The following is a 26,437-nucleotide window of genomic DNA, read 5'->3' as shown; positions in this document are numbered from 1 at the left end:
GCGGGCCTCGAACGCGCGCCGGTTGGACAAGCCGGTCAGCCAGTCGTGCGACGCCTGCCAGACTAGGCGCTCCTTCTCGGCATGCAGGGCATCCTCAAACGCCTGTCGTTGCAGCACCAATCGCCGCGTGTGCCAGATCAGGAGCAGGATCAGCGTCATGGCTGTGACGATATTGACGCCAGTCAGCGTCATCTTGATGGCGCGCGAGCCTTCGCCGAGAACGGTGGAGAACCGCTTGGCGTGCACCGTGAACTGAGTGTTGAGCTCCGAAAGCCGCGACGACAATAATTGCAGGCGGTTGCCGTCCTGAACCGGTCCGCTCTTCAACTCTGACCGGATGACCTCGCCGAAAACGCTCAGCTCCAGCAGCATGGGGTCGGTGGCAGCCCACTCGCTGATCGCTTCCTTGAGAAAGCTGACCTGTTTGAAGTAGCGAAACAGCCAGATCAGTCCCGGCACGTCATCGGGATGGTTGCCGCCTTGCAGGAAGCCGATGCGGGCGGCCTCGACGTCGACCGGATCGCGCTCGAGCGCCCAGCGCGCGAACTCGTCGCCGATGGGAACGGCCAGCGAGGTCTGATATTGCGCAAACTGGCTGGCGTCGCCCGAATGCAGATAGAGATTGAGGAAATAGACGGCGTTCTTCTGCGAGCGCGACCACAACGCTTCGCCCGCGACATAGGCGCGGACCGAGGACATCACCTCCAGGCTGAATCCGGCGATCGCCGCCTGCAGCAGAACGACGGTGACGAAAGGCGAAACGAGCTTGATGACGTGAAGGAAGCTTCGTCCCTTCGTTGACGGCGCTGTTCTGCGAAACACTATGCGTTCCCCAAGTCGCTCAACGACCCCAGCGGAGCGATCCGCTCATAACGCGGATTACGCGCGAAAGGTGCTTAACTCGACTTGAAAATGCCAGGAGACTGCGTCGCAGGGTGAAGGCGTTGTGAAGTGGATGCTTGCAGATCGTCGCAAATGCCGTCGACCCGGAACTGACGCGGCATCGGCGAGCTGATGTCGCGCATTTGCCCCAGATGGTTTACTTGATGGAGATAGATTGCTCTGGCGCTAGACCAGCACCGGCTTGCGCACGCGGCCGGCGTCGCCGAAGACGCGCAAATAGCGCTCGATCTCCGAAGGCAGGCCGGTCGCCTTCTCGGGATTGTCGGAAAGCTTGACGGCCGGACGTCCGTCCACCGACGACACCTTGCAGACCAGCGAGATCGGATCGAGGTTGAACGAGCCGTCCGGCGTGCAGCCGACGAAATCATTGGTGAGATTGGTGCCCCAGCCGAAGGAGAGCCGCACCCGGCCGACGAAGTGGTGGTAGGTCTCCTCGATCGAGCCCACGTCCATCGCGTCGGAGAACACCAGCAGCTTGTCCCTGGGATTGCGGCCCTTCTGCTCCCACCATTTCATGATCTCCTCGCCGGCTTGAATCGGCGGCGCGCTGTCGGGGCGGAAGCCGGTCCAGTCGGCAACCCATTCCGGCGCATCGCGCAGGAAAGCCTTGGTGCCAAAAGCGTCGGGCAGCGCAATCAGGAGGTTGCCGCCATAGGTCTGGCGCCACTGGTCGAGGATGCGATAGGGCGCCCAGCGCAATTCCTCGTCGTCCTTGGCCAGCGCAGCCGCGACCATCGGCAGTTCATGGGCGTTGGTGCCGATGGCTTCGAGATCATTGTCCATCGCGAGTAGCACGTTGGAGGTGCCGATGAAGGACGGGCCCAGGCCTTCCTTCACGGCCTCCACGCACCAGCGCTGCCAGAGGAAGCCATGGCGGCGACGGGTGCCGAAATCGGAGAGCCGGAGGCCATCCAGCTTGCGCAGGCGTTCCACCTTGGTCCACAGCTTGGCCTTCGCGCGGGCATAGAGCACGTCGAGCTCGAAGCGGCCGCGGCCCTTCATCGCCGCCCGCGAGCGCAATTCGTTGAGGATGGCGAGCGCAGGAATTTCCCACATCGTGGTATGGCTCCACGGCCCGTGGAAGTGCAGCTCGTACTGGCCTTCGACCTTGCGCAGCTCGTATTCGGGCAGCCGGAATTCGGCGAGCCAGCGGATGAAGTCCGCCGAGAACATGTGGGTCTTGCCGTAGAAAGTGTTACCGGCAAGCCAGATCAGCTCTTTCTTGGTGAAGCGGATGGTGCGGGCGTGGTCGAGCTGGGCGCGCAGCTCGCCCTCGTCGATGATTTCGGCGAGCCGGACATGGCGCGATCGGTTGATGACCGAGAATGTCACCTGCTGATTCGGGTAAGCTTCCCGAATCATTTGCAACATCAATAGCTTGTAGAAGTCGGTATCAAGCAGGCTGCGGATGATGGGATCCAGCCGCCAGCTGTGATTGTAGGTCCGGCTCGCAATGTCGGTCACTGTCATGGGGGAATTCTAGCGTGGCGGCCGCGGCGCAACCAGTGGGTTTGACGGGGATCAGGTTTTCGCGGGGACGGGGTGCGAGGCCGTTGCCGCCACGGTCTCGAGCTGGCTTCTGATCCAGCGATGCGCCGGGTCCTTCTGATATCGCTGGTGCCAGACCATGAACATCGGCAGCTCGGCCAGGGTTCGTGTGCGCGAGGCCAGCGGAATCCGCACACGCGCGAAGCCGTGCATCACGCCGGGCGCCAGCAGGCTCGGCATGCTCGCCAGCATCTGCGAGCCACGCAGGAAGGACGGCACGCCGGAGAAGCTCGGCACGGAGATCGCGATGTCGCGGTGGAAGCCGTTGGCTGCAAGCCGGCGATCGAAGTCGAGCCGCTCATTGTCAGTGTAGACCACCGTGACGTGACGCGCCGCGAGATAGGCGCCGCGCGTAGCCGGCGCGGCGCGCGCTTTGGGGTCGTAGTAACAAACGTAATGGTCTTGCAGCAGGCGCTTCTGCACGATGTCCACGCCGGATGGCGGCAGCGGCGTGATCAGCAGATCGCAGCGGTTTTCGCGCACCATCGCCGGCGAGGGCGACTGCGAGGGGATCACGCGCAGGTTCAGGCTCGTCACTTGCGCTGCGACATGATCGAAGAACCGCGGCAGCAGCAGGTCGCGCTGGAAGTCATTGGCGGCGATTGTCAGCGAAAGCTGCGCGCTCGCCGGCTCGAACGTGACGCCGCCGGCAAAGCTGCGCATCTCGTCGATCAGCGCTCGCGCCTTTGCCGCGAGCGCCTGGGCGTGCGCCGTAGCGACAATGCCGCGGCCGGATTTGGCAAACAGCGGATCGCCGACGATCCGCCGCAGCTTGTTCAGGGCGTGGCTGACCGCGGATTGCGTCACGCCGAGCCGCGTTGCGGCCGCCGTCACCGAACCTTCTTCCAGCACGGCCAGGAAGAGCTCCAGCGCGTGGCCATCAAGCGCCAAATGATCGATTTTATTCATGGGATGCATTATAATCGATCTATTTATCTTGAGAATAGCCGGCGCCATCATCTCCCGATAAGTCGTGCGCCCCAACGGGAGCGCCAGAGGGAGAGACAAAGCCGATGCATGCCCAGGCGCCAGCCTTGCGGGATCCCCGCCTCAACCGCCCCGAGCCGTTCGCGCCGCTAGGGGACGGCGGCTTCTTCCAGCGCGACCGTTCCATGCACCCGCCGGCGCACGCGCCGGGCTACAAATCCTCGGTGCTGCGCTCGCCGCGCCAGCCGTTGCTGTCGCTTGAGAACTCGGTCTCGGAGATCACGGGGCCGGTGTTCGGGCACAACGATCTCGGCCCGCTCGACAATGATTTGATCCGCAACTACGCCAAGGACGGCGATCCCGTCGGCGAACGCATCATCGTCCACGGCCGCGTGCTGGATGAGACCGGCCGCGGCGTGCCGAACACGCTCGTCGAGTTCTGGCAAGCCAATGCCGGCGGCCGCTACCGGCACAAGAAGGACACGTATCTGGCGCCGATCGATCCGAATTTCGGCGGTTGCGGCCGCGCGCTGACCGACGAGAGCGGCTACTATTATTTCCGCACCGTGAAGCCGGGACCCTATCCCTGGCGCAACTACGTCAACAGCTGGCGTCCCGCTCACATCCACTTCTCGGTGTTCGGCTCGGGCTTTGCACAGCGTCTGATCACCCAGATGTACTTTGAGGGCGATCCCCTGATCCCGGTCTGCCCAATCCTGACGACGATCCCGGACAAGGATGCGCTGGAGCGCCTCATCGCGCCGCTCGACCTCAACGCATCGACCCCGTTCGACTCGCTCGCCTACCGCTTCGACATCGTCTTGCGCGGCCAGCGCTCCACTTACTTCGAAAATCGCACCGCAGGGAACTAGGTCCATGCCGCAGCCGCTCAACTACCTCAAGGAAACCGCCTCGCAGACCGCCGGGCCCTACGTCCATATCGGCCTGACCCCGGCGATGGCCGGCTTCGACATCTTCGAGAAGAACTTTTCCAACGTGCTGGTGACGCCGAACACCAAGGGCGAACGCATCACGCTGGAGGGCAGGGTGTTCGACGGCAGCGGCACGCCGTTGCGCGACGTGCTGCTCGAAATCTGGCAGGCCGACGCGGCCGGCCGCTACAACCATCCGGCCGACCGCTCGGTCGGCGCGCTGGACGAAGAGTTTCGCGGCTGGGGCCGTGCCGGCTCCGATTTCGAGAGCGGGCTGGTGACGTTCGAGACCATCAAGCCCGGGGCCGTCACCGACAAGGCGGGCCGCAAATGCGCGCCTTACGTCAACATCTGGATCGTCGCGCGTGGCATCAATATCGGGCTCAACACCCGGCTGTATTTCTCCGATGAAGAGACTGCGAACGCCGCCGACCCCGTGCTCAGCCTGATCGAGCAGCCGGTGCGACGTTCGACGCTGATCGCAAAGCGCAGCGAGCGTGGCGGCAAGATCGTGTATGCTTTCACGATCAATTTGCAGGGGCCGGAGGAGACGATGTTCTTCGACGTCTGAGAGCCGCCGCCCGAAGGTTCACTCCACCTGGTCGCTGCGATCGATCGCTACGCGCGCGTGGAATTGCGGTGACTGACGCATCTCGCGCGATCCCGGCCTATTGGCCGGATCGCGCCCCACTTTTGGTTTCAGTTCTGCCAAATCGATGAATATGTCCGCCTGTCGGCGCAGCTCGTCAGCGACCATGGCCGGCTGAGTGGAGAGTGTGGAGACGACCGTCACGCGGACACCGAGGCGTTGCAGGGCTTCCACCAGCGAACGAAAATTCCCATCGCCCGAGAACAACACGATCTGATCGACGTGCTCGGCGAGCTCCATCGCATTTACGGCGAGGTCGACATCCATGCTGCCCTTCACTTTGCGGCGGCCGGTGATGGCGTCGACGAATTCCTTCGTGAGTTTCGTGACGACGGTGTATCCGTTATAGTCGAGCCAATCGATCAACGGACGGATTGACGAATACTCCTGATCCTCGACGACGGTCGTGTAGTAGAAGGCCCGCAACAGCGCACCTCGGCTTTGGAATTCGCCGAGCAGTCGCCTGTAGTCGATGTCGAAGCCGAGCGCCTTGGAGGTGGCATGGAGATTGGAGCCATCGATAAAGAGTGCGATCTTCTCAATCGAAGACATTATGCACAAATCTCCAGTTGTACGCGAAAGGTGGCCGGTCCAACCGCCGGGGGCGGTGTGTCGGCCGGAAAAACATTGAAGGCACCGATGGCTTGCCGAAAAAGCAGCGCAGACGACCGGACAGGGGCGGCCGTCTTGCGCCCAGGTTAGGGAGGATACAATGCCACCGGCGCCAGGGCGCCGAATGCAGCCAGGCTAAGGCGCGCGCATTCCCTACTCAATTGTACTGAGGTAAAGGGCGCCTATCCAAAGGATAGGGCCCCATATACGAAGGTTAAGTGGCAGCGCTGGCACAAAGGCCATTGCGGTTCCCAGCGTGGCCTTCGACCACAGGCGCGGCTGATCGATCGGCCGGTGTGTCAGCCTTCATCGCCATGAAGCTGGGCACGAAAGGCCCGCGGTGACACGCCCGTGGCGGCGGCGTAGACCCGGCTGAAATAGGCGGGGTCCTCGAAGCCAAGCGCATAGGCGATCGTCGAGACCGGTAAATTGGTGTAGACGAGGTTGCGCCGCGCCTCGCGGATCAGCCGGTTGAGGATCAGGTGCGAGGCGGTGTCGCCGGTTGCTGCCCGGGTCACACGGTTGAGATGGGTCGGCGTGATCGACAGCGCGCTCGCATAGTCCGCAACGCTCCAGCGTTCCAGATGATGCTGTTCCAGCAGCGCCTCGAAGCGGCGGAATAGTCCGCTTTCAGCCGTGCCGTTGCCACCGCTCTCGCCGGTGAGCGCGCGGGCCACCAGCCCGATCATGGCCGCCGAAAGTGCACGCAGCACATGCGCTCGGCCGAAATCGCGCGCGGCGTGTTCGGCAAAGATCTGCTTCATGGTGGTCCGAATCTGCGGCGTGCCGCGTATCACGGCCGAGCGCGACAAGGCACCTCGCAGCCCTTCGGAGGCGAGCAGCGCTTCGTCCAATATTTCCGCGGCGATGGTCAGCACCCAGCCCTGGGTATCAGGCACGAAACGGAAGCCGTGGACGTGGCCGACGGGCACGTTGACGATTTGCATCGGCTTCAGCTGCACCACGCGCCCGTCGAGCGTCGCTTCGCCGCCGCCGCGCTCGATCAGCAGCACCTGGTGCAGCCGGGCATGGCGGTGCACGGCGAGCGTCCAATCGTGCAGCACCGAGCGCGACGCTATCGTCTCGCAATGCACGACATCGGGCAGATCACCGGATTCGCCGAACAAATTGTAGACCCGGATTGCCGGGGCGGGGGCTGGGTTTCTCATGTTCGAATAGTACAAGACAAAGACGAAAGCCTCCATCCGTCAGCGGCGCTGAATCTGCAAGAAAGTGCCGAGGAGGACGCAAAAATGAAAGTCCAGGTCTGTATCATCGGCGGCGGGCCGTCCGGGCTGCTGTTGTCCCAGCTCCTGCACCTCAAGGGCATCGACACGGTCGTGCTGGAAAAGTACAGCCGCGACCACGTGCTTGCCCGGATCCGCGCCGGCGTGCTCGAGCACGGCTTCGCCAGGCTGATGCGCGAGGCACAGTGCGGCGAGCGGATGGACCGCGAGGGCGAGATCCACAAGGGATTCGAGATCGCCCATGACGGGGTGCTCTCCCAGATCGACCTCCACAAGCATTCCGGCGGCAATTCGGTGCTGGTCTACGGCCAGACCGAGCTGACGCGCGACCTCTACGAGGCGCGCGATCGCCTTGGCGGCAACGTCGTGCACAATGCCGAGGACGTGACGCCGCATGACCTGACCTCGGACCAGCCGTACGTGACCTATCGTTCGAATGCCGAAACCGTCCGAGTCGATTGCGACTATATCGTCGGCGCTGACGGCTTTCACGGCGTCAGCAGGAAGTCGATCCCGAAGGACGTGCTGCGGGAATACGAGAAGATCTATCCGTTCGGTTGGCTCGGCGTGCTGTCGCGCACGAAACCGGTGTCGCCGGAGCTGATCTATGTGAAGCACGAGCGCGGCTTCGCGCTGTGTTCCTTGCGGTCGCAAGTGCTGAGCCGCTACTACGTCCAGGTGCCGCTCACCGACAAGGTGGAGGACTGGAGCGACGATGCGTTCTGGGCCGAGCTGAAGCGCCGTTTGCCGCACGAGGTCGGCGATCGCCTGATCACTGGGTCGTCCATCGAGAAGAGCATCGCGCCGTTGCGCAGCTTCGTCGCCGAGCCGATGAGCTACGGCCGCCTGTTTCTCGCCGGCGATGCCGCCCACATCGTGCCGCCGACCGGCGCGCGCGGGCTGAACAGCGCCGGCTCCGACATCTATTATCTCTACCACGCCATGCTCGCGCATTATCAGAAGGGCGATGATTCCGGGCTCCAGGGCTATTCCGCCAAGGCGCTGGCGCGGATCTGGAAGGCGCAACGCTTTTCGTGGTGGATGACGATGCTGCTGCATCGCTTCCCCGACCGTTCCGAGTATGAAGAGAGGCTTCAGCAGACGGAGCTGGAATATCTGCTGTCGTCCGAGACGGCGCAGCGTCTGCTGGCGGAGAATTACGTGGGGTTGCCGTTCTAGCGGGGAGTGGACCCGAAAAGCGGTGGGACGCTGCGCTACTTTCCTTCTAGGATGTTCACCGGCGTCCAATCCGACCCCGGTGGATTTGTAGCGAGCGCAGTCGCGCGCTTGCCAAAAAGCGCTGACGCCGGATCCATTTCCGCCATTCGCCCGAACGCATCAGCCGCCTTCGCAAACTCCCTTGCCCGCCAGCACGCCAGCCCTTCCGCATACGCGGCGGCAACCTTCGTCTGCCCGGCACTCTCCGTGCCCTTCTCCGCGAGGGGCTCGAACACCTTGATCGCCTCGCCGCGTCCTATCACTTTGATGGCGTCGAGCTCGCGCCAGGTGAAAGTATTGCCTGTCTGCGCGACAGTCGTTTCTGAAGCCATGATTGCGGTGCCATAATATTTGTTGGCGCCTTCGAGCCGCGAGGCGACGTTCACGGTGTCGCTCATCACGGTGTAGTTGAAGCGGCGGCGGGAGCCGATATTGCCGACGACAGCCTCGCCGCTGTTGAGCCCGATGCGGTGCGACAGGCCGCGGCCGGCGAAAGCGGCGCTGCCGGCGTTGAGCTCCGCCAGCTTTGCGTGACATTTCAGCGCGGCATGGACGGCGTGGCGCGCATGCGCGGGATCGTCGGCGGGCGCGCCGAACATGGCGACAATGGAATCGCCGATATATTTGTCGACATAGCCGCCATGGCTCTCGATGATGTCGGTCATGGCCGACAGATATTCGTTCATCAGCGTCACCACTTCGCCCGGCGTCATCGTCTCGGCGATGGAGGAGAAGCCACTCAGGTCGGAGAAGAACATGGTGACGTTGCGCATTTCGCCGCCGAGCGCCGGCATCTTGCCGGAGGCAACCATGGTGTCGATCACTTCGGGGGCGAGATAGAACGCAAAGCTCCTGCGCAGGAAACGCTCGTCGCGATCGGCCAGCACGAAACGGTAGCCGATCATCATCGCGAGCGCGGCAAGGCTTGCGAGTGCCGGCTCCGTCAGCGGCAGCGCCAAGGCATGGACGAATGCACCGACAGCCACAGCGGCGTATACAGCGGTGAGGCCGAACCATGCGATCAGTGCGCCACCCGGTGCGAGCACGCAGGCCGCGCAGGCCACGATCGCTGCGAACACGATGGTGAGAATGCTCCGCAGTGGAAAGCCGAGCTCGGTCACCGCATCGCGTTCGATCAGATTTCGCACCGCGTTGGCATGCACGAAGACACCGGCGATGTCGCTGCGGGCTTTTTGTTCGGTGGTTGCCGGTGCGGGCAGGGCGCATCTTGCGGCCGGCGTTCCGTCATAGCCGCCGGAAAGACGCATCGAGGTGATCTTGCGGTCATCGACATTGAGGATCGTGCCGAGCACCACAATCTTGCCACCGAAGGCGCGGCGGAAGAAGTCGCGGTCGTTCTTCTCGACGCAGGCGTGCAGGTCTGCGAACGAATATGTCGGCACGTCGCGGCCGAGCCCCCGGAAATTGAGCGTTAGCGTGTTCGGCACCGCGCTCGGGATCGTATAGCCGGACAAAGCAGTCACGCCAGAAGGCGCGGTCTGCGGTTTTGCGCCGAGCGCGCGGGTGGCGAGTTCGACGGCCATTGCGGGAGCTGGCATGTCGCCGACAGGAAAACTCAGCGGCATTCGCCGGATTACATGGTCGGTATCGGTATAGACGTTGAGGCCGCGGACGTTGTTCCCCACAGCCAATTGCTGTGCGCGGTCCGGATGATCGCTGCTGAGGACCTCGCCCAGCACCAGCTTGCCGTCACTAGAGAGTTTCCGCAAGGCGATGAGATAGTCTCGGTCGAATCCCTTGAGTCGCGCGCCAAGCGGCGCATCGCCAAAGGGAATCTCCGACCGCTCGATCGAGCTCGGAAAGATGACGTCGAAGCCGATCACCTTGGCGCCGCCGTCGGCAATGCTGCCGAGCACCCGGCCGATCTCGCGCGTCCAGGTCAGCGTCGGCGACCCCTGGAACGGCGGAGTGTCGTAGGTCTCGCCGTCGATGGCAACGACGACGACCGGTGATGTCGCGGGATCGCGGTGGTCGCCGACGAGCTTGCCGCGCAGTGCCGTGAGGATGTCGAGCGACAGGCCCTGCAGCGTCTGGAACGGCGGAGACGTGACGACGGCGCCTGCAAGAAGCGCAATCAGGATCGCTGCAACGATGTCCCGTCTGCCGATCCGCCGCATCGCCCCGTCGCTAGCTGCCTATTCGAGCCGCAGCAGGCGTCCCACGATCGGCGTCGGCGACGACGTGGCGCTGGGATCGACCTGGAAGGCATAACGCTTGGTGCCAAGGATGGCGAGATAGCTGCCGCCCGGCGTCAGCGACTTCCCGGCCTTGGCGAAGTCATAGAACTTGCCGCCGACCATGGTCTCGCTCTTGAGCGGCACGCTGATCGTGGGCTCCTTGCCATCGGTGCGCTCGATCACCAGGGTGCTGCCGCTCTTCGCCTGCACCAACGGCGCGACACCGTAGAGCGTCGGCAGCTTGGCCGGAGCGCTGCCCTTGGCGTCCGACCGCATGGTGCGGAAGGTCGTCGCGGCACTCTGGTTCGCCTCGCGCTCCGACAGTTTTGCCGCGTTGGTATCGCAGGGCACCTTTTCCCGCTTGACCTCGCCGAGTTGCACGGTGCTCTGCTCGGTGCCGACCATGACGACGCCTTCGCTGATGGTCTCGCGCTGGCACGATTTGAGATAGCTGAGCGTAATGGTTGCCTTGGGCCCCAGCTTGATGATCTTGCCCGGCATCACATAATCCATGAACGCGACACCGTCGACCTTGCCTTGCACGTCCTCGACGATGGCGGTCGGGCTCTCCGCCAAAGCCGGAGCAGCAAGACAGCATGTGCCGACAACAGCGCCGATCAGGCTTTTCATGGCAATTCTCATCCAATTCGACCAATATTTGCCGGTCCCCATCCAGGCCCGATGCTTAGCAGCGAAACGCCCAGGCAAGTGTGACCGGAATCACTCTTTGATATTGGTGCACTCTATCAGGAAGAGGTTCAAGCCGGCGACCCGAGAAGACAGTGCGCCGGCAAGCTGGATGGATAATTTCATTCGGCTGGGACGGCCTCAACCGGGTGGCTCTCCGCTGCACTCTCCATATCTATGATGGGCGCGAGCGTAGCCTCGGTCTTCTGATACGGCGTCGCCTGCTGACCGGCGGCGATCTCGACCACTTCCTCCCAGCGTGACAGGCTAGCTGTCACGAGCTGGCTGGAGTTGATAGCGGTTATATGCGTGCTGCCAAACGAGGTCGGCACGCCGATCGTTTTTAGCGCGGTATGCAACGAGGGTCCAGCTCCAGCTTTCTTGCCCGCCGCACGGGAAGCGTGCGCCCGCGTCGCTGCGCCTCGGCGTCAAATTGACGGGTTGATTTTGCAGGGCGTTAACCGTGGCGGAATGCTCCCCGCGCGGGTCATTGTCGCGCCCCAGAGTTGGTTGCAAATACGTTGGAGTTTTACGGTGGATGTTTTCATGCTGAGAGACGGCAAATATGCGGCCTGGTTCAGGACCCCGCGCGGTCAGGGCACGGGCGTCGTGCATCTGGCGGAGGGACGAATCTCCGGCAGCGACAGCTTCTTCACTTATGGAGGCTCTTACCGAATTGACGAGCAGCGCTTCACGGCGGTTCTGACCACGCGGCGTCATGCCGAGGGGCCGCCGACCGTGTTCGGGCTCGACGAGGTCGAGGTCAAGCTCTCGGGCGTGTGCAGCGGTGCGATGGCGACCTGTTCCGGAACGGCCGAGCAGGCCCCCGATGTGACCTTCGAGGCGACGCTCATCTACAGCCAGGACGAGGTGCCGGCCGTTGACGCCCGAGGTGCGGTCGTGAAGCTCAACGCCGACAAGCTGCCCAAGGGGCTCGACGGCCGTTCGCGATCGCGCCATCCGTTTGCGCCGGGATCGCTCGGCTCAGAACGGAATAGACCATAAGGCCACGTCTTATCCCGCCTGATCGACTTCGAGGATGTTGTCAGGGCTGCTTAAGCGGATGAGCCCTCTGGTGCCAGGCCCAGGCGGTGCGGATTACAGTCGGCAGATCCGAATATCGCGGCACGAAATTCAGCGCTTTTCGCGCTGCGGAGGGATCGGCGACCAGATAGGTGGGATCGCCGGCGCGGCGCGGTTTGACGGTGTGGGGCACCTCGCGCCCGGTCTCCTGCCTGATGGCGGTCAGGATCTCCCGTACCGAAAAGCCGGAGCCGGTGCCTAGATTGAAGCTGCCGCCGGCATGCCCTTGTTCCAGCAGCTTCAGCGCCGCGACATGCGCTGCGGCGAGGTCGGTGACGTGGATGTAGTCGCGGATCGCGGTGCCATCGGGCGTGTCGTAGTCCTGACCGAACACGGCAAAATCGACATGGCCCTGTAATGCCATCATGGCGCGCGGAATGAGATGGGTTTCATTGTCACGCAATTCGCCGATGCCGCCGGCAGGATCGGCGCCGCTGGCGTTGAAATAGCGCAGGCAGAACGCGCCGAAGCCGTAAGCGGCGCGGTAATCGGCGAGCATGCGCTCGATCATCCACTTCGATGCGCCATAGGGGTTGATCGGCGCGCAGGGGAAGTCTTCCGGCAGTTCCTTGGAATCGGCATTGCCGTAGACGGCGCCGGTCGAGGAGAACACGATACGATGGCAGCCCGCATTGCGCATCGCCTGCAATAGCGACAGCGTGCCCTGCACATTGTTGATGTAGTACTTTTGCGGGTCGGTCATGGACTCGCCGACGAGACTCGCCGCCGCGAAATGCATGACCGCCATGATTTTGTGCTCGGCGAAGGCGCGCGCCAGCGTGGCGCCGTCGAGCAGATCGCCTGTTACCAGCGGGCCGGCGACGAAGCCGCGATGACCTGTCGACAGATTGTCATAAACGACGGGCTGATAGCCGGCGGCGGTCAGGGCGCGACAGGCATGCGAGCCGATATAGCCCGCGCCTCCCGTAACGAGGACAGTCGGTCGGTCGGTCATGTCTGCTTACCTCGAGGTGAAATCAACGATCATCCATGCGTCCGCGGCCAGCACCAAATCGGCACCCGGCGCGAGCACCGCAAGCGTCAGCCATGCGGGACGTTTGCGGAAGGCGAGGACATGCCGCGTGGCGCCACGGGAGACGACATCAATCAAGGAGAGGGCTTCCGAAGTGACCTGTCCCAATGCGATTGCCTCAGTTCAATAGTTGATCGATCTGGTGAGCATAGATTGATCTTCGCTGTATGCAACCCACCGGCGGCTCGGCACGATCGTCCTTCTTCGTTTAGCTCGCATTGACCCTATCGCTGCGAAACGGTGGGCGCGCGCATCGCGGCAACCGAAGCTTTAAGAACCAAAATTAAGCTGATGCCGAGTAAAGGAGTGACTGAAACATGGCACAGATCTGGATGACCTATGACGAACTCGCCGAGCTTAGCGGCTGCACGTCTGCCGAGGCACGAATGCGGGCCATCCATTTGTCACTTGACCGCCGCAAAAGCCGCGACGGCGCAACCCGCGTCAAGCTCGATCTGGCGCTGACGGCCAAATATTTCGCCTCTGTCCGGGACGCCGATTTTGATCTGGACGGCGCCATCGAGGCGCTCCAGGCCACCCATCGGCAGATGGCAGAACTCCTGACGCCGAACCAGTTCCTGGGCCGGCGCCGCTCGGCTTAGCTCCCGCACGCAATCCATCAGGCTCCGGGTATAAGGAGCCGAGATTCTCGCGATAGTTGTTCCGAATCAGGCATAAATCTCCATCCGGAATTTTCATTGCTGGCCGGGGTTTAACCGCAGCGGGCCGTAGAGCCTGCAGGAGGATGCCATGAGGAACGACAGCGATCGAGGCTACGCGACACTGTTGGCAGCGGCGATGCTGGGTGCGCTGATCATCATGACAGCCGCAACGGCAAATGCAGAGCTCGTGAAGTTGCAGGCCGATTTAAAAGGCAGCAATGAAGTGCCTCCGAACAACTCGCCTGGAACAGGCAAGGCCGAGGCGACCTACGATACGGAGGCGAAAACCCTGACCTACACAGTCAGCTTCGCCGGCTTGACCGGGCCAGCCATGGGGGCACATTTCCATGGCCCCGTGGAGGCCGGCAAGAACGCCGGCATCGTGCTGCCGTTCAAGACGGTCCAAAGCCCGATTCAGGGGAGCGCAACGCTCACCGAAGCTCAGGCTGCGGACCTGCTGGCTGGGAAATGGTATGCGAACATTCATACGGCCGCGAACCCGGGCGGTGAACTACGCGGACAAATGATAAAATAAGGACGGTCACTTCCCCGATGCAGACGTGCAGGCCATGCATCTGCTCAGGAGGGCGGCCTCGGTAAGAAGGCCAGGATTGTTTGAGCGAGGAGGACCCCGACGGTCCCGCCTGCTGCTTTTTGCAGCACGTCCAGGAAACCCGGATCACGATCGGGCGTCATCGCTTGCAGGATTTCCAGCCCCATTGCGACGGCCACGACAAGCGAGCATTCGAGGGTGAGCCGACCGGGCAACAGGAAGGACAAGAGAAATCCCAGCAACCCGTAGGCGCTGAAGCGCTCGATCACGACGACCCAATAAGCCTCGTGATGGCCAATAAGCACGGGTCTCCCCGCCAGTCTCGCAAGCGTGGCATAGACGATGAGCGCGAAGCAGACGCCTGCGGCTGCGATAAGGTGGTTGCGGCGCATTGGACGACCATAGCCGGACCGGAGCCAGGCCGCGTTGAAAGATGAGAGTATCGTTAAGGCTGATTGAGCAAGGGGCGCGGCGCGGCGCGTTTGCCGTCCCGGGTTAACGGCTCAATCCTTTCAGGCCACCAACGCCGCGTCGGTCGGCAATTTAGCGCTCTGCGCCAAGCAGCGTGACTCGACCAACTCGTTGAATCGAGGGAAGGGCAGTGGGGCGGAGACCAGATAGCCCTGCCCCTCCTCTACGCCGGATGAAATAAGCGCCCGGACCTGCTCCTCCGTCTCGATGCCTTCCGCGACCACCGTCATTTGGAGGTCCTTCGCAAGTGCGACCAGCATCTCCACGATCGTGGCAGTCGATGCGTCCACGGTGATCGTGTCGACGAAAAATTTGTCGATCTTGATTGTATTGGCGCCCAGGCCCTTGAGCCGGGATAGCCCGCTATGACCGACGCCGACGTCATCGATGGCGACGCGAAACCCGTAGTCCCGCAATTCGCTGACCACGGCTGCGGCGCGTGCGAGGTCGTCGAGCTCGTCGCGCTCGGTCACCTCGATGACGATCTGGCGCGCGGAGACTTGCGCCGCCATGACCGTGCGGCGGAGCGTTTCAATGAAGCCCGCACTCAAGAGATGCTTTGGTACGACGTTGAGGGAGAGCTTAAAATCCTTGTTCGCTTTCAACAGCGGCTGCAGATCCGACAGCGCTGATCGCAGGATCTGCCAGGTCATGACCTGGATGCGGCCGCTGGATTCCGCGAGCGGGATGAAGTTCATCGGAGGCACGACCGATCCGTCTTTGAGGAGCCACCGAGCCAACACCTCGCAGCCTTTGATCCGACCGGTCTTGAGCTCGAAGATGGGCTGGTAGTACGGCTTGAATTCGTTCGCGGTCAGCCCGCGGTCGAGATCGGCGACGGGCCCTTCCATGCGGCGGCTCCGCGCGAAAAGCCCGCCGAAAAGGGCGCCGATTGCAAATGCTACGGCCAGCGTCGGCCAGTAAGCCTCGTTGTTCCACGTCGAGAGGATGCCGCGTTCGAGGCGAATGGTCGCATGGAGTGGGAATCGAGCTGAATTTTTGTCGAGATCGATGGGGGCCTGCAAGGCTTTGTCGGGATCGAGCAGGAATTCGCCAAGTTTCTCGCCGTTGCTCAACGCGAGGATCACTTCGCTGTGGGCGCGCAACTCGGCGGGCATGATGTCGAACAGGCTGGCGTTGACGCCAAGAATGGCGACCAGTGCGGCATTGCCGTTGATGTCTTTGAGCACGCCCAGAGCATCGCCGCCGAATTGCTCAACACGGAAGAGCGAAAGGCTCTTGTCGCGGGAGGGAAGCATATCGCGGCGGTCGATCCATCCCTTGTCGAATTCCAGCGTTTCGGAATAGGCCGAGCAGATCACTGAGCCATCCGGGTTGACGAGGCGCACATCCTTGATCGCGGAACGTTGGTAGACGTGGAGCCGGATCGCCTGCAGCGTCGCGGGCCCACAATCGGCAAGATCGCGCCGCGCGAGTTCGCCCAGGCTCGCGCCGGCAAAGTCGACCGCAAATTCGGCGCGACGCAGAACCACCTCGGTCAATTCGTCGAGCTGGTGGGCCTGCTGGTACCGAATGAACGAAGTTGCCGCAAAGTGGCCAGCCACGCCGAACGCGGCCGTGCTCGCGAGCACGAACGCCGCAAATACGAAAGTCGGTCGCTGCAATCTCATTCGGCCCGGCGGAACAGAGGGAAGCGTCGACCGATCCTAATCAGGACGCGCTAAGATAGGGTTTAATGCGCGGGCGAGGCATGTGGAACCGGCCTTTGGGGTGGGCAGGCGAGGGACCCGTCTGCCCCCGGACCGGGGACCCTATCGAAAATGCTTCTTAACCTTCCGCTCCCAAGTTCTGGCGGCCCATTCGATGGCGGAGGGAAGCGGGTGCGGGATTGTAGGGCGCGATGGAAGCCTGCCGAGGGCTGCCACCATGCTGTGGCCGGGTGGCTCGCAAGCGCAAGACCACGAAGGCGATATTGATAGCCAACCAGACCAGAATGACGGAAATGGCAAGATGGGCCACGGCCAGACCTCGCGATGAAGTTGAAGTCAACGCGAGCGCGCTGGTTCGGTTCCCTGGCGAACCGGGCTAGAGCGCATCTATTTCATGTAGCCGGAGTCGAGCCTTCGGGACGGACGGCGACCTCACCTTGCCTTGAGGTCCTTGCTCTAGTCCGATCAGCAACACGACGCATTCGTTCTTCGTCAGAACCGGCGATCGCGCGCCCGCGGCCATCATGACGTCGTTGGCGGAAGCCGCCGCACGCTCGCTTAGGCCTTTTTTCTCGCCTTCGTTTTCAACGAAAGACCAAGGCGCAAGGCCATGCGCTTGATCGCATCGGGCGATCGTCCGAGCTGTTTCGCCGCCTCCTCCAATGAAGCCGAAGACTTAGCCAACTCCATCAGCCGGCGGTCTTCCTTGAACGACCAGGGCTTGCGCGCCATAACCGAAATCATCCTCTCGTCGCGACAAGGACAAAGCCGCCAAGCGGACCCATGTCGCTCGACGGCTTTGCTTGGGTGGGGCCGAGCTTGGGGGAGCCCGGTGAGACGATGGGATAAGTGATTAGTAAGAATTCGCAACAAACAACGCGGATTAAGCTAACCGCTCAACCTTAACGCGTCTAATCCGGCTTTGTCGCTCCGTACTATCACGGAGGTGTCAATGCTGATCAGCGGCGGCCGTCACCGCGCTTTGAATGGCTGGAAGCCGAATTGTCGGCCGCCGGTTCTGAAGGCTGCATTGACTGCGTGAACCCCGATTAACATCCGGCCGGATCCAACTTCAATCAGTGAGACGTTTGTCATTCCCCGGCCCGCGGCTGTCCGGCAACGACCAAACTTCAATCAGCTCCTTGCACAAATTTCGTCATCGCCTGGCAAAACTTTCAGCGGTGCCGATCTTGAAGTCGTCACAACGACAAGATGAAATGCAATGGGAGGAACGCGCCGAAAAAATGGGGCGTTCTAATGTTGGCAATTGTGGTTTTGGGTTCGATCTTCGCGGGCGGTTTTGCTTGCGGCTATGGTGCGAGGGCGTGGCGCTCACGCAAGCGATCGGCAAGATATCGTCTCTACGCGCCCTATACTCCCGCAACAGGGGCGGGACGAAGTCGGTCGCCCTCCTAATGATGGTATTTCGTGCCTGGCCTGTTTGCCGAGCGATCTCTGTGGCATGATCGAATAACCATGTGCGGTTAGGTTAACTTGTCGCAATTCTTGAGAGCTTGGCCAATGTCACCTAGAACATCTCGATTCACGGCGGAAGTTTAGCCGCCCCGATTTTTCCGGGGCCCGCGTTAGGGTAGGCGTAAATGACGTATCTGATTGCATTGCTGGGCGCGATTATTTGCATCGTTATTTTGATGGGTTTCGTTCGCGCCTATGATCGACACCTGAAAGATCTTCCAGGTCCTTGGATCATGGACGAGGCTCGTTTGAATGACTGAAAGGCACAACGCGCCCCGCAGGTATTTCGTTGATGCGCAAGGGAAACGGGTGCTGATAGGGCTGTCGCTTCCGGAAACGGCGGAGTTCGAAGCGCTGGACATCACGTCGGGAGAGACGGTTCAAATCGGTCCGGGCGATGGAGCCGCCGCGGCGGACGAAGCTCGATGGCTTGAGCTTTATTCCAAACATGAAGGAGCCTGGCGGGCGTGGATCGTACAAAGCCAGGCGGAGCAGCCACAAGCTTCAAGCTTTGTTAACTATGTCTGACCGATGTTAGCGGTCCAAATCTCGAACGTGGGATGGCCCAAATGTTTCAGCTGTTCCTGAGAGCGCGCGCACACAATTTTCTCAGCTCCCGCCGTGAGGACAAAGGCTTCAAGGCCCGTACCATCGAGCGCGATGCGGAGACCGACCGCGTTCGAATCGAAGCCGTCATGGTCGCGATCGATACGGCATTGCGCGATGCGGAGAGGGAGCAGGTCGGCCTCGGACGACGTGTTGATGACGCACTCGCGCGTGCATCCGTCACCTTCGGAAACGGCACCGATGAATATCTCGAACGGGAGCCGATCGACAGTCATCATCAAGATCTCTTTGCCGCCGACATCTCCAACGGCCAGCGGCGGCTCAAGAAATTGGCAAACACCATCGCTCATCTGAGGTTTATCAGGACCGCGATGCTCACGCGCTTTCCGAACCTGAAGCCGCCGCAGCTCAATAGCTAGTTGGGATCGAAGGTGTGGCGGCACCCTGCCGTCTGGCAAAACGCAGCAGGTCCAGACACGATGGATATCTCGATCCGAAAGCATAATCTCTCGCTAAACAGCTTTGCTACGGGACAATGCGGGCGCCGCTTTGCCGTTTGGCTCTTCTGCCGGTTTTGATATGGTCCCGTCCTGTTCTCGGACGGTTTGAAGGAGCGAGCCAGGTGATCTCCAGAAATTTGCAAACGTCGATGGGATTGGCATTTGTTTTGGCTATTGGCGCGCCAGTAACGGCTTCGGCCGTCACGGTAGAAGTAGCGCGAGCATGCGACGCAGCTTTGGCCAAGGCCTATCCCCCAAAGCAAATCGGCAATCCCGCTGCCGGCAGCGCAGGGACAGCCAAGGAGCGGCGCGATTATTTCAGCAAATGCGTTGCGAACAACGGCAAGGTCGATGATGCGCCGGCGGATGCGCCTAAAGACGCCAAGGCCAAGAAATGAACGAAACGCGTCGCGCCGGGAGCATGACCGGAAAGAGCAGCGTAGCGGGTCGAAAACATCAGCTCAACATGACCGACAGCGCGATTGTGGTTCATCCCAATCTATCGCGCTTCAGCGTCGTGGCGGGCAGGGGGAGTAGAACGCGCCGTTCGTTGCATTGATGCGTTCGACGCATTGGTTGGGATCAGTCGGCGTCCCGGCCACCGTGAAGTCATATCCCATACCTTTGACGACCACGACGTAGCGACCCGGCGAAAGCGTAAAGCCGTCCTGCTCAGGCTGCAGCGATAGCATTCTCGGCTGATCCTCGACCGGACCTACTTTGTAAGGGAAGGACATGCTGCGGATGACCCAGGTGTCGCCGGCGGTGACCATGGCCGCTTTCCCGGTTGCATCGACGCCCATCGCTCGGGAGACTTTTGCGACTACTCGAACCTCGGTCCCGGTTGCATCGACACCACCGTCGGGCCTGAAAACAATGAAGCTGACATCTCCGCTTGTCAGGGTCGTCGCGCTGGGCGTGGTGATTGCTGCTGAGATCGCGACACGACGATCCGGAATCTTCCCGGGGACCGGCTTGAGCTCCTGGAGCTGGCCCTCGCTCAGGGCGTAGACGCCGAAGGTCGTTGGCAACGGCATCGAGGGTTGCGCAGCCGTCACCGGCTCCTTCGGTTGATCCGGTGTCCGTTCGACGCTCTCACCGCTCGATGGAGTCACAGCCACGGTGGGGTGAGGCTCGGGGCTTGTGGAGGTGCGCTTGGACAGCGTCGCGGACTGCCACAATGCGAGGGATTGTGTCCTCAACCGCGGCCAATAAGTAACCGCCGCGCTGGCACCGGCAATGACGACCAGGATGGCGGCTGATCGAATGAGGGAGTTGAGGATGCCGCTTCGCCGAGATTGGTCGGGCGGGCTTGGCGGTGCGACAGAACCGCGCCCTGTTTCCGCAGGCTTGGGGACGGGCGGCGAGGGCGGAACGGGCTGAGGCGGACTGGGTGGCGAGGGATGCGAAGCGACGCCTAAAGCCGAGTCAGGCGCTTTGGACAGTGCGTCGCGCTCGCTGCGTTCAAATGAAAGCTCAACCTCCCGGATGGCGCGTTCGAGCACTTCCTGGAGCTCGCGCGATTCCCGCGCGTCGCCATGGGTGAACTGTTCCAGAAGCTTGATGCGAGCCAGCTCGTATACGATTTCGCGGATCTGCCGGGGGTCGCCGGATAGGTCGCGAATCCGCCCGGACAGGAGACGCACAAACCCGGCCTTGATCGCGTGCGTATTTGGCGCGCCGGCGGCGGTGTCGCTGGGGTCGGTCATCAAGGCCGATCAAGTAACCCGGAACAGGCTGTTTCGCTAGGCTTTTCCGCGTCAAATCCCATCGCTGCGAAAGCCGTTCTCATCGCCAGCCTTGCAAGAGCCCATGTCGAACAGCTTCGGGGCTTGCTTTTGGGCAGAAAGCTGTGACAGTCCGATGAGCTCCTCTTTCCGGTATTTTGATCATGCGCCACGGTTTCATAGCACTCACGTTTGTGGCTCTCCTGGTGCAACCTTCTTTTGCACAAGGGACCAAGGACAAGGCCAATTTGACCAGCACCAGCATCGTGACCACCCCTACGAAGAAAACCCAAACGGCCCAGAGCGCCTCACGACCCACAGCCACCCGAAACCTGGCGCCGGGCAAGCTGCCGAGCGGGATGGCGGCTCAGGGGGTCTGGAGAGACGGCAAGTTGATCGCCGTGCCTCGGCAATGACGACCCAAGCAACCGTGAAGGAACGGTGATCGCCTCCCGATGTTCTCGCTTGGGAGGCATCTCATGAAACGATTAGTCCTGACCGCAGTTGCGCTTTTTGTGACCGCAAGCACGTGGGGCCCAAGCATCTGGGCTCCAAGCGCTTTGGCCCAGGGGGTCAATGATCCGTCGACCCCCAACCGAAATGTCATCATCGTCAATCCCTCGCAGCCCGCGCCGAGCACGGCTACGCGGAATATCCCAAGCCAGATTCAGCCGCCTCTGATCAGTGGAGGGCGCGCGCGCCCCTATTACGGCAACAGAACGCGGGGTAGTGGGTCGAGCAGGCGCTAGTCGCCTACTGTGCGTTGGGTGTCATTCCGCCGCCGGCGGGGAAGTTGCTGGATTTGAGAGCCATTCCGCTGACGCGGAAACGGACATTTCCCGCCAGATACAAATAGTCCGACGTCGTGCTGCTGACGGTCCGCACCTCGACATACGTCAGCGTGATCGACCCCACGCTTGGAGTTACCTGGGTGATGTCGACGAACCGAGCTCCCGGGAAATGCTTCTGGTCGAGGCCATAGAAGATCTTTTCCCGCTCTGACCACAGCACGAAGTGACCGCCGGCCTTCTGATCAACGGCTTCGTATTGCGTATGGATCACTTGCGGGTATTCGATCTGGCCTGCTGTTGCAAAGTGAGTCCCCAAAAAAATCGTCAGAATTAGGAAAATAATGTTGCGGACCACTGGTCAATACCCTCGCGAGCTAAAGCACGAAGCTTGCCCGCGATTTGGCTTTCGTGCAATCGGCAAGCATATACATTGAATGGAATGGACGAGAAGTTTCCCGCCCTTGCTCGTTCTTGTTGCTCTGCCCTGGAGTTACAGCGTGCGAACCGCGCGACCCTACACCTCACTAGCTCATGCAAGGCGGCTGTCTGGAGCGGTTCTGACCGTTGCCGCTGCGATCGGCTTCGGTCTCGCCAGTCCGGCGTCGTGTTTTGCCCAGACCGAGCCGAAGCCCTCGGTCAACGACTATCTTCCACCAAGCGAGCCGGAAGTCAGCCGTGACGAATGGCGTCAGCGTATCGAAGATGCGCGGCGACGAGCCAAGGAGGTTTCGCGCGAGCGGCGGGACCATCCAGAGCTCTATAAACCGGTCCCGGAGGATCCGGACCTTGTCGCGACCGAACGCCTCCTCAACGACGACAGCTTGCAGCGCGGCGACATCGTCTCGACCAAGAAGGGCATGTTCGTCTACCAGGGGCGACCGGATCAACCGCGCCGTGAGCAGGATTTCGTGCCGATCGCGCCAAAAGCGACGCGTTGAAATTCACTGCAAGTCAGAAGGCTAAGTCGCGTTCGAACATCAGTACCGCCGCAAGATCTGATTGAACTTCGGATCGGTCCCCTGCGTGGCCTCCAGAAGCAGCGACTTGCCTTGCGGCGTCGCCTGCAGGTAGGCAGAGATCAGGAGCTGCTCGTAGCGAGAGCGGTTGGCAAGCGCCGAGCGAACGTCCGATTGCGCCAGAAGCTTGATCTCTTCGTCGGCTGCCGCCGCGCTCGAGGTGACGGTTTGGAGCCGTGCGAAGGCGGCGGCGATCGGCACCGCGCCGGCCAGGTAAGACATTTTCACTGCGGGCGTCACTAGCTCACCCGACTGGGCCTTCAGCGTGCCGAGCGTGAGCCAAAGCGCGGGCCGGATGGGCGATACTTTCAGGGCCGCAACCACGGCATCCTGGGCCGCCTTGTTCTCGGTAGCTCTGCTGTTCGCATCGGCTGCGGGATGGTGAAGAAAGTCCGCGGCTTTCGCTGCCGCGTAGTTCGCGAGCAAGTCGCCCTCGAATGAAACGGGCGCCAGAACGCCCGATGAGGCTACATCGGCCTTCTCGGGCGGAAACTCGCCCAAGAACAAATCGCTCGCCCGAAAGTTCGATCGCGTGAGATCGCCATAAAGTCCCAATCCGGCATAAAGCAGCAATATCACTGCGATGCAGACGCCAACGATGCGAAGCAAGATCATGCGGCTCATAAGAGTTCGAGATGCTCGTGAGACGGAGCGCGGGAGCTGGCCAGCAACTCTGCAAAAGCCCTAAATTGCGAGCAGACTATCGCCTTGGATCGTGAGCAAGGTCAAGTTGCCGGTGGCGTAAGCGCCGGTATCGATATTGATCCGGTTTGGCCGGATATCCGGAGCGCTGACCGGGGTATGGCCGTGAACGACATATTTGCCGAAGCGTCTGTCGGACTCGAGGAATTCCTCGCGGATCCAGAGCAGATCCTCCTCCTTTTGACGCTCGAGAGCTACCCCGGGCTTGACGCCGGCGTGAACAAAAAAGAAGTCGCCGCACGCGAAGGACGAGCGCAGCTGCTGAAGAAACGAAAGATGTTCCGGCGGAAGCGCGCGCCTCAAGCCTTCGATCAACTCAATTTGCTCCTCCGGCGTCGGATTCATCGTCGGGTTAATGCCGTAGGAGACAAGGGTCAGCAGGCCTCCGTAATGGCGCCATTCCTGCAATCTTGCCGGATCCTTGAGGACCTCGAGCAGGAAGATCTCGTGGTTGCCCTTGAGACAGACCGTCTCATGCGACTTCGAGCGTTCGATCAGGAGATCAAGCACGGCGCGTGAGTCCGGACCCCGGTCGACATAGTCGCCGAGAAAGACCTGGATGGCTCGCCCGGGGTTGGATCGGGCAAGGTCGGCGTCAATGACGGTTAAGAGGGATTGAAGCAAATCGGCGCGTCCGTGCACGTCCCCGATTGCGTAGATCCGGATGCCATCGGGAAGTCGGGGCTTGATCTTTCTTGTAAAGCGTTTGGATAGGCCCATCAGATCGGTCGAATCGCATCAGCCATCGGGAACGGACGTTGTGATCGCTCTTAGCAGAACATGTTAGGGATCGGTATTCCTAATTGTTTCCAAACGACTTGCGCGCGTTTTGATTCAAGGGCCACCGGGCCTTTGAGCCGTATTTCAAGAGGTCTCGCGTAGCGTTTCCCCAACAAGAATGGGGAGCGCGACATGCGCAAAACTTTAAAGTTCCTGGCGGTTGCCGCCGCTCTGTTGGCTGCGGGCCAGCACAAGGCCGAGGCCGCCTTTGTTGGTGCGCCGTTGGCGTTGCGCGGCGCCATCCAGTACATCAAGTTCGACCAGCCGACCTTGGCGCCGATGGCTTTCACGCTCTTTTGCCTGAAATACGAGGGCGAGTGTAAGCCGCGACCGGGGCAAATCGTGTTCAGGGGCGGTCGTCTAAAGCTCACGGCCGAGCGGCTGGCTCTGCTTCAGGAGGTCAATCAGCGGGTCAATAGCGCGATCCGACCCGAGCCCAATTCGGAAGGGCTGCGCGGCGAGAAGTGGCTGCTGCATCCTGCCAGCGGCGACTGCAACGATTACGCCGTGACAAAGCGTCACGATCTGATCGCTAAGGGCTTCCCAGCGCGCTCGGTGTTGCTCAGCGAGGTCGTGACGACCTGGGGTGAGCATCATCTTGTGGTTGTGGTGCGCACGTTCTCCGGCGATCTCGTGCTGGACAATCTCACCGGGCATATCCTCCCCTGGTCGAAGAAATCCTATCGCTGGGTCCGCATCCAGATGCCCAAGAATCCGAACTACTGGGCCTCACTTGGCGGCGATCGCAACGCCTGATGACCGGCGCGTCTACCGTGAGGACTGGCTGACGCTCTGCGACAATCCCAGTCCCGCGATCACCGCAAGGCAAAGGACTGCTGATGGGTGCAGCAGTCCCGGACCGGCGAAACTCTCGACCAGCGCAAAGAGCAGACAGGCCGCCGACGCCGCAGGGAAAAACGAATCGCGGCCGCGCTGCATGGCACCGAGGACCAGGCGCACCACAAGCGTCAGGGCAACGATCACCGCGCCAGCAAGACCGATCCACCCCATCTCCGAATAGATCGCAGCGGCCGCCGAGGGCGCGGCCAATGCCGCCCCTGCATCGGTTTGATAGATCCGCCCCAAACCCACAAACGTCCCTGCACCCGAACCGAACCATCGTGTGTCGGCCAGCATCCGCTCAATCGCGGCTTTCGTTTCAACTGGGACATCGCCAACAAGCCGCAACAGCATTGGCCCGGAGCTCTTTTCGAAGAGGAAGATCAGGATAATGCCCGCGCCTATCAAAGCGGCTATGGTCAGCGCGGCGGCAGCAAGGGTAGACAAATCCAACCTGCGAACGGTTAGAACGAGCAAGACCACCACCACACCAAAGCCCCCGGCGATCGCGCTGTTGGTACCTGAGAGGCCAAAGATCGCAGCGCCCGAGACCAGAGCTCCGACCAGGCCACAGAGGCCGATCGCCACCGAGCGAGCAACGGCATGACGTGTCTCGGCGCGTTCCGCGGCAAGCTGCATCACCGCTAGATTGAGCAGAAGACCCAAGCCGGCGAAGGTCGTTGCGAGGTCGGGCGGTGTGCTCCCCGCGGGCGAGCTGCGGCGAATATCCAGAAGCAAGGCCGCAAGGCTCGTCACGCCGCTTAGAACGAACAGGACCAGTTCGGCGCGCCTGCGGTCCCGGGCGACCAGGATCGTAACTCCGATCAAGGAGATGGCGGCAAGCGCAAGGAATAGCGCGTTCAACGTCAGACCTAGATCGGCGGTGATATAGCCGAACGGCAAGTCGCCCAAAGCGTCATGGGTGCTGGTCCAGATCGGGTGGGCGAGCGCAAGCCAGACCGGAAGCAACTGGATCGCAACGCACAGGGGGATCGCGATGAAGATCCAGCGAACCCAGGCCGTGCCACGCTCATAGTGATCGCGGTCAGCTTTCCGCGCGTTAAGAGACGCTGTCAACAGCCCGAGCCCTGCCGCCATCATCCCGAGCTGTGCGCCAAACTTGGCGCCGGCCATTTCGAGAGCGGAAGCAGAAACAACGGCAACGATGAGGGTAAAATAAGCGAAGGACAAACGGCGCGCTCGAAGGAATCCTGAACAGATCAGCTCACCATACAAGCGGTCGATCGGATTTCAAACAGCGGTCTGCTCTCAACGAACGGGGCTCACGCGCAACCAAGCTTCGCCTCGCGCTGCGCAGGCGAGCTCTTGAATCTTCCGCCAACGAGATCAGCGAACGGTGTTGACCGGCCGAGCAAACACCCGGGCGGCACGCGCGCTGGCGAGGGCAAAGCGCGCTGCCGAGCCGAACAAATAACCGGCCTGGAGAGCAACGGCCGCGAGCACCAGGTTCTTCAAGCCTTCAAGGAAGCTGACATTGGCCACCCATCCAACGGGAATGGCGGCAAGCATCATCACCAAAGTCAGCGGCAGGAGCACCAAGACGCGAAAGCGTTGGCCCAGCACTGCACCTACAAGAAAACAAAAAATCAAAAGCTCGGTCATTCCGAAACACTCCGTGCTCCGG

General features: G+C 61.6%; 30 protein-coding genes and 1 pseudogene. 12 read left to right on the top strand and 19 right to left on the bottom strand.

Annotated elements, in window-relative coordinates; translation table 11 throughout:
- The 3 genes and pseudogenes from IVB13_RS16115 to IVB13_RS16105 form a co-directional block, all read right to left on the bottom strand.
- Positions 1-822 (bottom strand): annotated as a pseudogene (locus tag IVB13_RS16115) (GGDEF domain-containing protein); the annotation flags it as partial.
- A gap of 246 nt (positions 823-1,068) precedes the next feature.
- Complete coding sequence (gene pncB / locus IVB13_RS16110) at positions 1,069-2,373, bottom strand: nicotinate phosphoribosyltransferase (RefSeq protein ID WP_018456140.1); 1,305 nt, start codon at positions 2,371-2,373, stop codon at positions 1,069-1,071.
- Positions 2,374-2,424: 51 nt separating this feature from the next.
- Complete coding sequence (locus IVB13_RS16105) at positions 2,425-3,369, bottom strand: LysR family transcriptional regulator (RefSeq protein WP_247489613.1); 945 nt, start codon at positions 3,367-3,369, stop codon at positions 2,425-2,427.
- Positions 3,370-3,464: 95 nt separating this feature from the next.
- Between IVB13_RS16105 and pcaH the strand changes: the two genes are divergently transcribed.
- On the top strand, positions 3,465-4,250 hold the full coding sequence (gene pcaH, locus IVB13_RS16100; RefSeq protein ID WP_247489611.1) for a protocatechuate 3,4-dioxygenase subunit beta: 786 nt from the start codon (positions 3,465-3,467) through the stop codon (positions 4,248-4,250).
- A gap of 4 nt (positions 4,251-4,254) precedes the next feature.
- A complete protein-coding gene (gene pcaG / locus IVB13_RS16095; RefSeq protein ID WP_247489608.1) occupies positions 4,255-4,881 on the top strand; it encodes a protocatechuate 3,4-dioxygenase subunit alpha in 627 nt (208 codons plus the stop codon).
- 18 nt (positions 4,882-4,899) lie between these two features.
- Here the strand turns inward: pcaG and IVB13_RS16090 are convergent, their stop codons facing one another.
- Both IVB13_RS16090 and IVB13_RS16085 read right to left on the bottom strand, forming a co-directional pair.
- Positions 4,900-5,511, bottom strand: a complete 612-nt coding sequence (locus tag IVB13_RS16090) for an NYN domain-containing protein (protein ID WP_018456136.1) — start codon at positions 5,509-5,511, stop codon at positions 4,900-4,902.
- Positions 5,512-5,870: 359 nt separating this feature from the next.
- Positions 5,871-6,776 (bottom strand): helix-turn-helix domain-containing protein, encoded by a 906-nt coding sequence (locus tag IVB13_RS16085; protein ID WP_085359783.1) that lies wholly within the window; start codon positions 6,774-6,776, stop codon positions 5,871-5,873.
- A 48-nt stretch (positions 6,777-6,824) separates the two neighbouring features.
- Between IVB13_RS16085 and pobA the strand changes: the two genes are divergently transcribed.
- Entirely contained in the window at positions 6,825-7,997 is a 1,173-nt protein-coding gene (gene pobA / locus IVB13_RS16080; RefSeq protein WP_085359785.1) for a 4-hydroxybenzoate 3-monooxygenase, read from the top strand.
- A gap of 35 nt (positions 7,998-8,032) precedes the next feature.
- Here pobA and IVB13_RS16075 read toward each other — a convergent pair whose 3' ends face one another.
- The 3 genes from IVB13_RS16075 to IVB13_RS16065 all read right to left on the bottom strand — a co-directional run bounded on the left by IVB13_RS16075 (position 8,033) and on the right by IVB13_RS16065 (position 11,280).
- Positions 8,033-10,174 (bottom strand): adenylate/guanylate cyclase domain-containing protein, encoded by a 2,142-nt coding sequence (locus IVB13_RS16075; RefSeq protein ID WP_247489606.1) that lies wholly within the window; start codon positions 10,172-10,174, stop codon positions 8,033-8,035.
- Between the two features lie 18 nt (positions 10,175-10,192).
- Entirely contained in the window at positions 10,193-10,864 is a 672-nt protein-coding gene (locus tag IVB13_RS16070) for a hypothetical protein (protein WP_247489604.1), read from the bottom strand.
- 179 nt (positions 10,865-11,043) lie between these two features.
- Positions 11,044-11,280, bottom strand: a complete 237-nt coding sequence (locus IVB13_RS16065) for a hypothetical protein (protein WP_247489603.1) — start codon at positions 11,278-11,280, stop codon at positions 11,044-11,046.
- 187 nt (positions 11,281-11,467) lie between these two features.
- Here IVB13_RS16065 and IVB13_RS16060 point away from each other — a divergent pair, with 187 nt between their 5' ends.
- Positions 11,468-11,926: a hypothetical protein gene (locus tag IVB13_RS16060; RefSeq protein WP_085359789.1), complete on the top strand. Its 459-nt coding sequence runs from the start codon at positions 11,468-11,470 to the stop codon at positions 11,924-11,926.
- Positions 11,927-11,966: 40 nt separating this feature from the next.
- On the opposite strand, the gene galE is transcribed toward IVB13_RS16060, so the two are convergent.
- Positions 11,967-12,959 carry a UDP-glucose 4-epimerase GalE gene (galE, locus tag IVB13_RS16055; protein WP_247489601.1) on the bottom strand — a complete coding sequence of 331 codons (993 nt, stop codon included), beginning with the start codon at positions 12,957-12,959 and terminating at the stop codon, positions 11,967-11,969.
- 6 nt (positions 12,960-12,965) lie between these two features.
- The gene (locus IVB13_RS16050; protein WP_247489599.1) at positions 12,966-13,115 is read right to left on the bottom strand and encodes a hypothetical protein; all 150 of its coding nucleotides are present in this window, start codon (positions 13,113-13,115) and stop codon (positions 12,966-12,968) included.
- A 239-nt stretch (positions 13,116-13,354) separates the two neighbouring features.
- Here IVB13_RS16050 and IVB13_RS16045 point away from each other — a divergent pair, with 239 nt between their 5' ends.
- Entirely contained in the window at positions 13,355-13,639 is a 285-nt protein-coding gene (locus IVB13_RS16045) for a hypothetical protein (protein WP_085384365.1), read from the top strand.
- A gap of 196 nt (positions 13,640-13,835) precedes the next feature.
- A complete protein-coding gene (locus IVB13_RS16040; protein ID WP_039799634.1) occupies positions 13,836-14,234 on the top strand; it encodes a CHRD domain-containing protein in 399 nt (132 codons plus the stop codon).
- Between the two features lie 44 nt (positions 14,235-14,278).
- On the opposite strand, the gene IVB13_RS16035 is transcribed toward IVB13_RS16040, so the two are convergent.
- From IVB13_RS16035 to IVB13_RS16025, 3 genes are all read right to left on the bottom strand, one after another.
- On the bottom strand, positions 14,279-14,644 hold the full coding sequence (locus IVB13_RS16035; RefSeq protein ID WP_247489597.1) for a VanZ family protein: 366 nt from the start codon (positions 14,642-14,644) through the stop codon (positions 14,279-14,281).
- A 120-nt stretch (positions 14,645-14,764) separates the two neighbouring features.
- Positions 14,765-16,315: an EAL domain-containing protein gene (locus IVB13_RS16030; protein ID WP_247489595.1), complete on the bottom strand. Its 1,551-nt coding sequence runs from the start codon at positions 16,313-16,315 to the stop codon at positions 14,765-14,767.
- 636 nt (positions 16,316-16,951) lie between these two features.
- Entirely contained in the window at positions 16,952-17,125 is a 174-nt protein-coding gene (locus IVB13_RS16025; protein ID WP_162847250.1) for a hypothetical protein, read from the bottom strand.
- An 869-nt stretch (positions 17,126-17,994) separates the two neighbouring features.
- Here IVB13_RS16025 and IVB13_RS40200 point away from each other — a divergent pair.
- From IVB13_RS40200 to IVB13_RS16010, 4 genes are all read left to right on the top strand, one after another.
- Positions 17,995-18,129, top strand: coding sequence for a hypothetical protein (locus IVB13_RS40200; RefSeq protein ID WP_256467282.1), 135 nt, complete (start codon positions 17,995-17,997; stop codon positions 18,127-18,129).
- Entirely contained in the window at positions 18,122-18,397 is a 276-nt protein-coding gene (locus IVB13_RS16020; RefSeq protein WP_247477517.1) for a hypothetical protein, read from the top strand. The genes IVB13_RS40200 and IVB13_RS16020 overlap by 8 nt, the downstream gene beginning before the upstream one ends.
- Positions 18,398-18,438: 41 nt before the next feature.
- A complete protein-coding gene (locus tag IVB13_RS16015; protein ID WP_247489593.1) occupies positions 18,439-18,855 on the top strand; it encodes a hypothetical protein in 417 nt (138 codons plus the stop codon).
- A 203-nt stretch (positions 18,856-19,058) separates the two neighbouring features.
- The gene (locus IVB13_RS16010; RefSeq protein WP_247489591.1) at positions 19,059-19,334 is read left to right on the top strand and encodes a hypothetical protein; all 276 of its coding nucleotides are present in this window, start codon (positions 19,059-19,061) and stop codon (positions 19,332-19,334) included.
- Positions 19,335-19,445: 111 nt separating this feature from the next.
- On the opposite strand, the gene IVB13_RS16005 is transcribed toward IVB13_RS16010, so the two are convergent.
- Positions 19,446-20,645: a hypothetical protein gene (locus IVB13_RS16005; RefSeq protein ID WP_247489589.1), complete on the bottom strand. Its 1,200-nt coding sequence runs from the start codon at positions 20,643-20,645 to the stop codon at positions 19,446-19,448.
- A gap of 771 nt (positions 20,646-21,416) precedes the next feature.
- Positions 21,417-21,809 (bottom strand): hypothetical protein, encoded by a 393-nt coding sequence (locus IVB13_RS16000; RefSeq protein WP_247489588.1) that lies wholly within the window; start codon positions 21,807-21,809, stop codon positions 21,417-21,419.
- A gap of 142 nt (positions 21,810-21,951) precedes the next feature.
- Here IVB13_RS16000 and IVB13_RS15995 point away from each other — a divergent pair, with 142 nt between their 5' ends.
- Positions 21,952-22,392, top strand: a complete 441-nt coding sequence (locus IVB13_RS15995; protein WP_247489586.1) for a hypothetical protein — start codon at positions 21,952-21,954, stop codon at positions 22,390-22,392.
- Between the two features lie 39 nt (positions 22,393-22,431).
- On the opposite strand, the gene IVB13_RS15990 is transcribed toward IVB13_RS15995, so the two are convergent.
- On the bottom strand, positions 22,432-22,971 hold the full coding sequence (locus IVB13_RS15990; RefSeq protein ID WP_247489584.1) for a hypothetical protein: 540 nt from the start codon (positions 22,969-22,971) through the stop codon (positions 22,432-22,434).
- Positions 22,972-23,154: 183 nt separating this feature from the next.
- Positions 23,155-23,892, bottom strand: coding sequence for a metallophosphoesterase family protein (locus IVB13_RS15985; RefSeq protein WP_247489583.1), 738 nt, complete (start codon positions 23,890-23,892; stop codon positions 23,155-23,157).
- Between the two features lie 192 nt (positions 23,893-24,084).
- Between IVB13_RS15985 and IVB13_RS15980 the strand changes: the two genes are divergently transcribed.
- A complete protein-coding gene (locus tag IVB13_RS15980) occupies positions 24,085-24,708 on the top strand; it encodes a transglutaminase-like cysteine peptidase (protein ID WP_247489580.1) in 624 nt (207 codons plus the stop codon).
- Between the two features lie 12 nt (positions 24,709-24,720).
- Here the strand turns inward: IVB13_RS15980 and IVB13_RS15975 are convergent, their stop codons facing one another.
- Positions 24,721-25,983, bottom strand: a complete 1,263-nt coding sequence (locus IVB13_RS15975; RefSeq protein ID WP_247489578.1) for a hypothetical protein — start codon at positions 25,981-25,983, stop codon at positions 24,721-24,723.
- 156 nt (positions 25,984-26,139) lie between these two features.
- Positions 26,140-26,415 (bottom strand): hypothetical protein, encoded by a 276-nt coding sequence (locus IVB13_RS15970; RefSeq protein ID WP_247489577.1) that lies wholly within the window; start codon positions 26,413-26,415, stop codon positions 26,140-26,142.
- Positions 26,416-26,437 lie beyond the last annotated feature (22 nt).

This window comes from Bradyrhizobium sp. 17, from assembly GCF_023073515.1.
Lineage (GTDB): Bacteria > Pseudomonadota > Alphaproteobacteria > Rhizobiales > Xanthobacteraceae > Bradyrhizobium > Bradyrhizobium canariense_D.
The sequence above is the reverse complement of the archived record's forward strand: the minus strand, read 5'-3'. Positions and strand labels throughout refer to the sequence as shown.

Excerpts from the sequence above, each read along its gene's own strand:
- pncB (WP_018456140.1), bottom strand. The coding sequence starts at position 2,373 with ATGACAGTGACCGACATTGCGAGCCGGACCTACAATCACAGCTGGCGG.
- IVB13_RS16105 (WP_247489613.1), bottom strand. The coding sequence starts at position 3,369 with ATGCATCCCATGAATAAAATCGATCATTTGGCGCTTGATGGCCACGCG.
- pcaH (WP_247489611.1), top strand. The coding sequence starts at position 3,465 with ATGCATGCCCAGGCGCCAGCCTTGCGGGATCCCCGCCTCAACCGCCCC.
- pcaG (WP_247489608.1), top strand. The coding sequence starts at position 4,255 with ATGCCGCAGCCGCTCAACTACCTCAAGGAAACCGCCTCGCAGACCGCC.
- IVB13_RS16090 (WP_018456136.1), bottom strand. The coding sequence starts at position 5,511 with ATGTCTTCGATTGAGAAGATCGCACTCTTTATCGATGGCTCCAATCTC.
- IVB13_RS16085 (WP_085359783.1), bottom strand. The coding sequence starts at position 6,776 with ATGGAGGCTTTCGTCTTTGTCTTGTACTATTCGAACATGAGAAACCCA.
- pobA (WP_085359785.1), top strand. The coding sequence starts at position 6,825 with ATGAAAGTCCAGGTCTGTATCATCGGCGGCGGGCCGTCCGGGCTGCTG.
- IVB13_RS16075 (WP_247489606.1), bottom strand. The coding sequence starts at position 10,174 with ATGCGGCGGATCGGCAGACGGGACATCGTTGCAGCGATCCTGATTGCG.
- IVB13_RS16070 (WP_247489604.1), bottom strand. The coding sequence starts at position 10,864 with ATGAAAAGCCTGATCGGCGCTGTTGTCGGCACATGCTGTCTTGCTGCT.
- IVB13_RS16060 (WP_085359789.1), top strand. The coding sequence starts at position 11,468 with ATGCTGAGAGACGGCAAATATGCGGCCTGGTTCAGGACCCCGCGCGGT.
- galE (WP_247489601.1), bottom strand. The coding sequence starts at position 12,959 with ATGACCGACCGACCGACTGTCCTCGTTACGGGAGGCGCGGGCTATATC.
- IVB13_RS16045 (WP_085384365.1), top strand. The coding sequence starts at position 13,355 with ATGGCACAGATCTGGATGACCTATGACGAACTCGCCGAGCTTAGCGGC.
- IVB13_RS16040 (WP_039799634.1), top strand. The coding sequence starts at position 13,836 with ATGCTGGGTGCGCTGATCATCATGACAGCCGCAACGGCAAATGCAGAG.
- IVB13_RS16035 (WP_247489597.1), bottom strand. The coding sequence starts at position 14,644 with ATGCGCCGCAACCACCTTATCGCAGCCGCAGGCGTCTGCTTCGCGCTC.
- IVB13_RS16025 (WP_162847250.1), bottom strand. The coding sequence starts at position 17,125 with ATGGCGCGCAAGCCCTGGTCGTTCAAGGAAGACCGCCGGCTGATGGAG.
- IVB13_RS40200 (WP_256467282.1), top strand. The coding sequence starts at position 17,995 with ATGACGTATCTGATTGCATTGCTGGGCGCGATTATTTGCATCGTTATT.
- IVB13_RS16020 (WP_247477517.1), top strand. The coding sequence starts at position 18,122 with ATGACTGAAAGGCACAACGCGCCCCGCAGGTATTTCGTTGATGCGCAA.
- IVB13_RS16015 (WP_247489593.1), top strand. The coding sequence starts at position 18,439 with ATGTTTCAGCTGTTCCTGAGAGCGCGCGCACACAATTTTCTCAGCTCC.
- IVB13_RS16005 (WP_247489589.1), bottom strand. The coding sequence starts at position 20,645 with ATGACCGACCCCAGCGACACCGCCGCCGGCGCGCCAAATACGCACGCG.
- IVB13_RS15985 (WP_247489583.1), bottom strand. The coding sequence starts at position 23,892 with ATGGGCCTATCCAAACGCTTTACAAGAAAGATCAAGCCCCGACTTCCC.
- IVB13_RS15980 (WP_247489580.1), top strand. The coding sequence starts at position 24,085 with ATGCGCAAAACTTTAAAGTTCCTGGCGGTTGCCGCCGCTCTGTTGGCT.
- IVB13_RS15970 (WP_247489577.1), bottom strand. The coding sequence starts at position 26,415 with ATGACCGAGCTTTTGATTTTTTGTTTTCTTGTAGGTGCAGTGCTGGGC.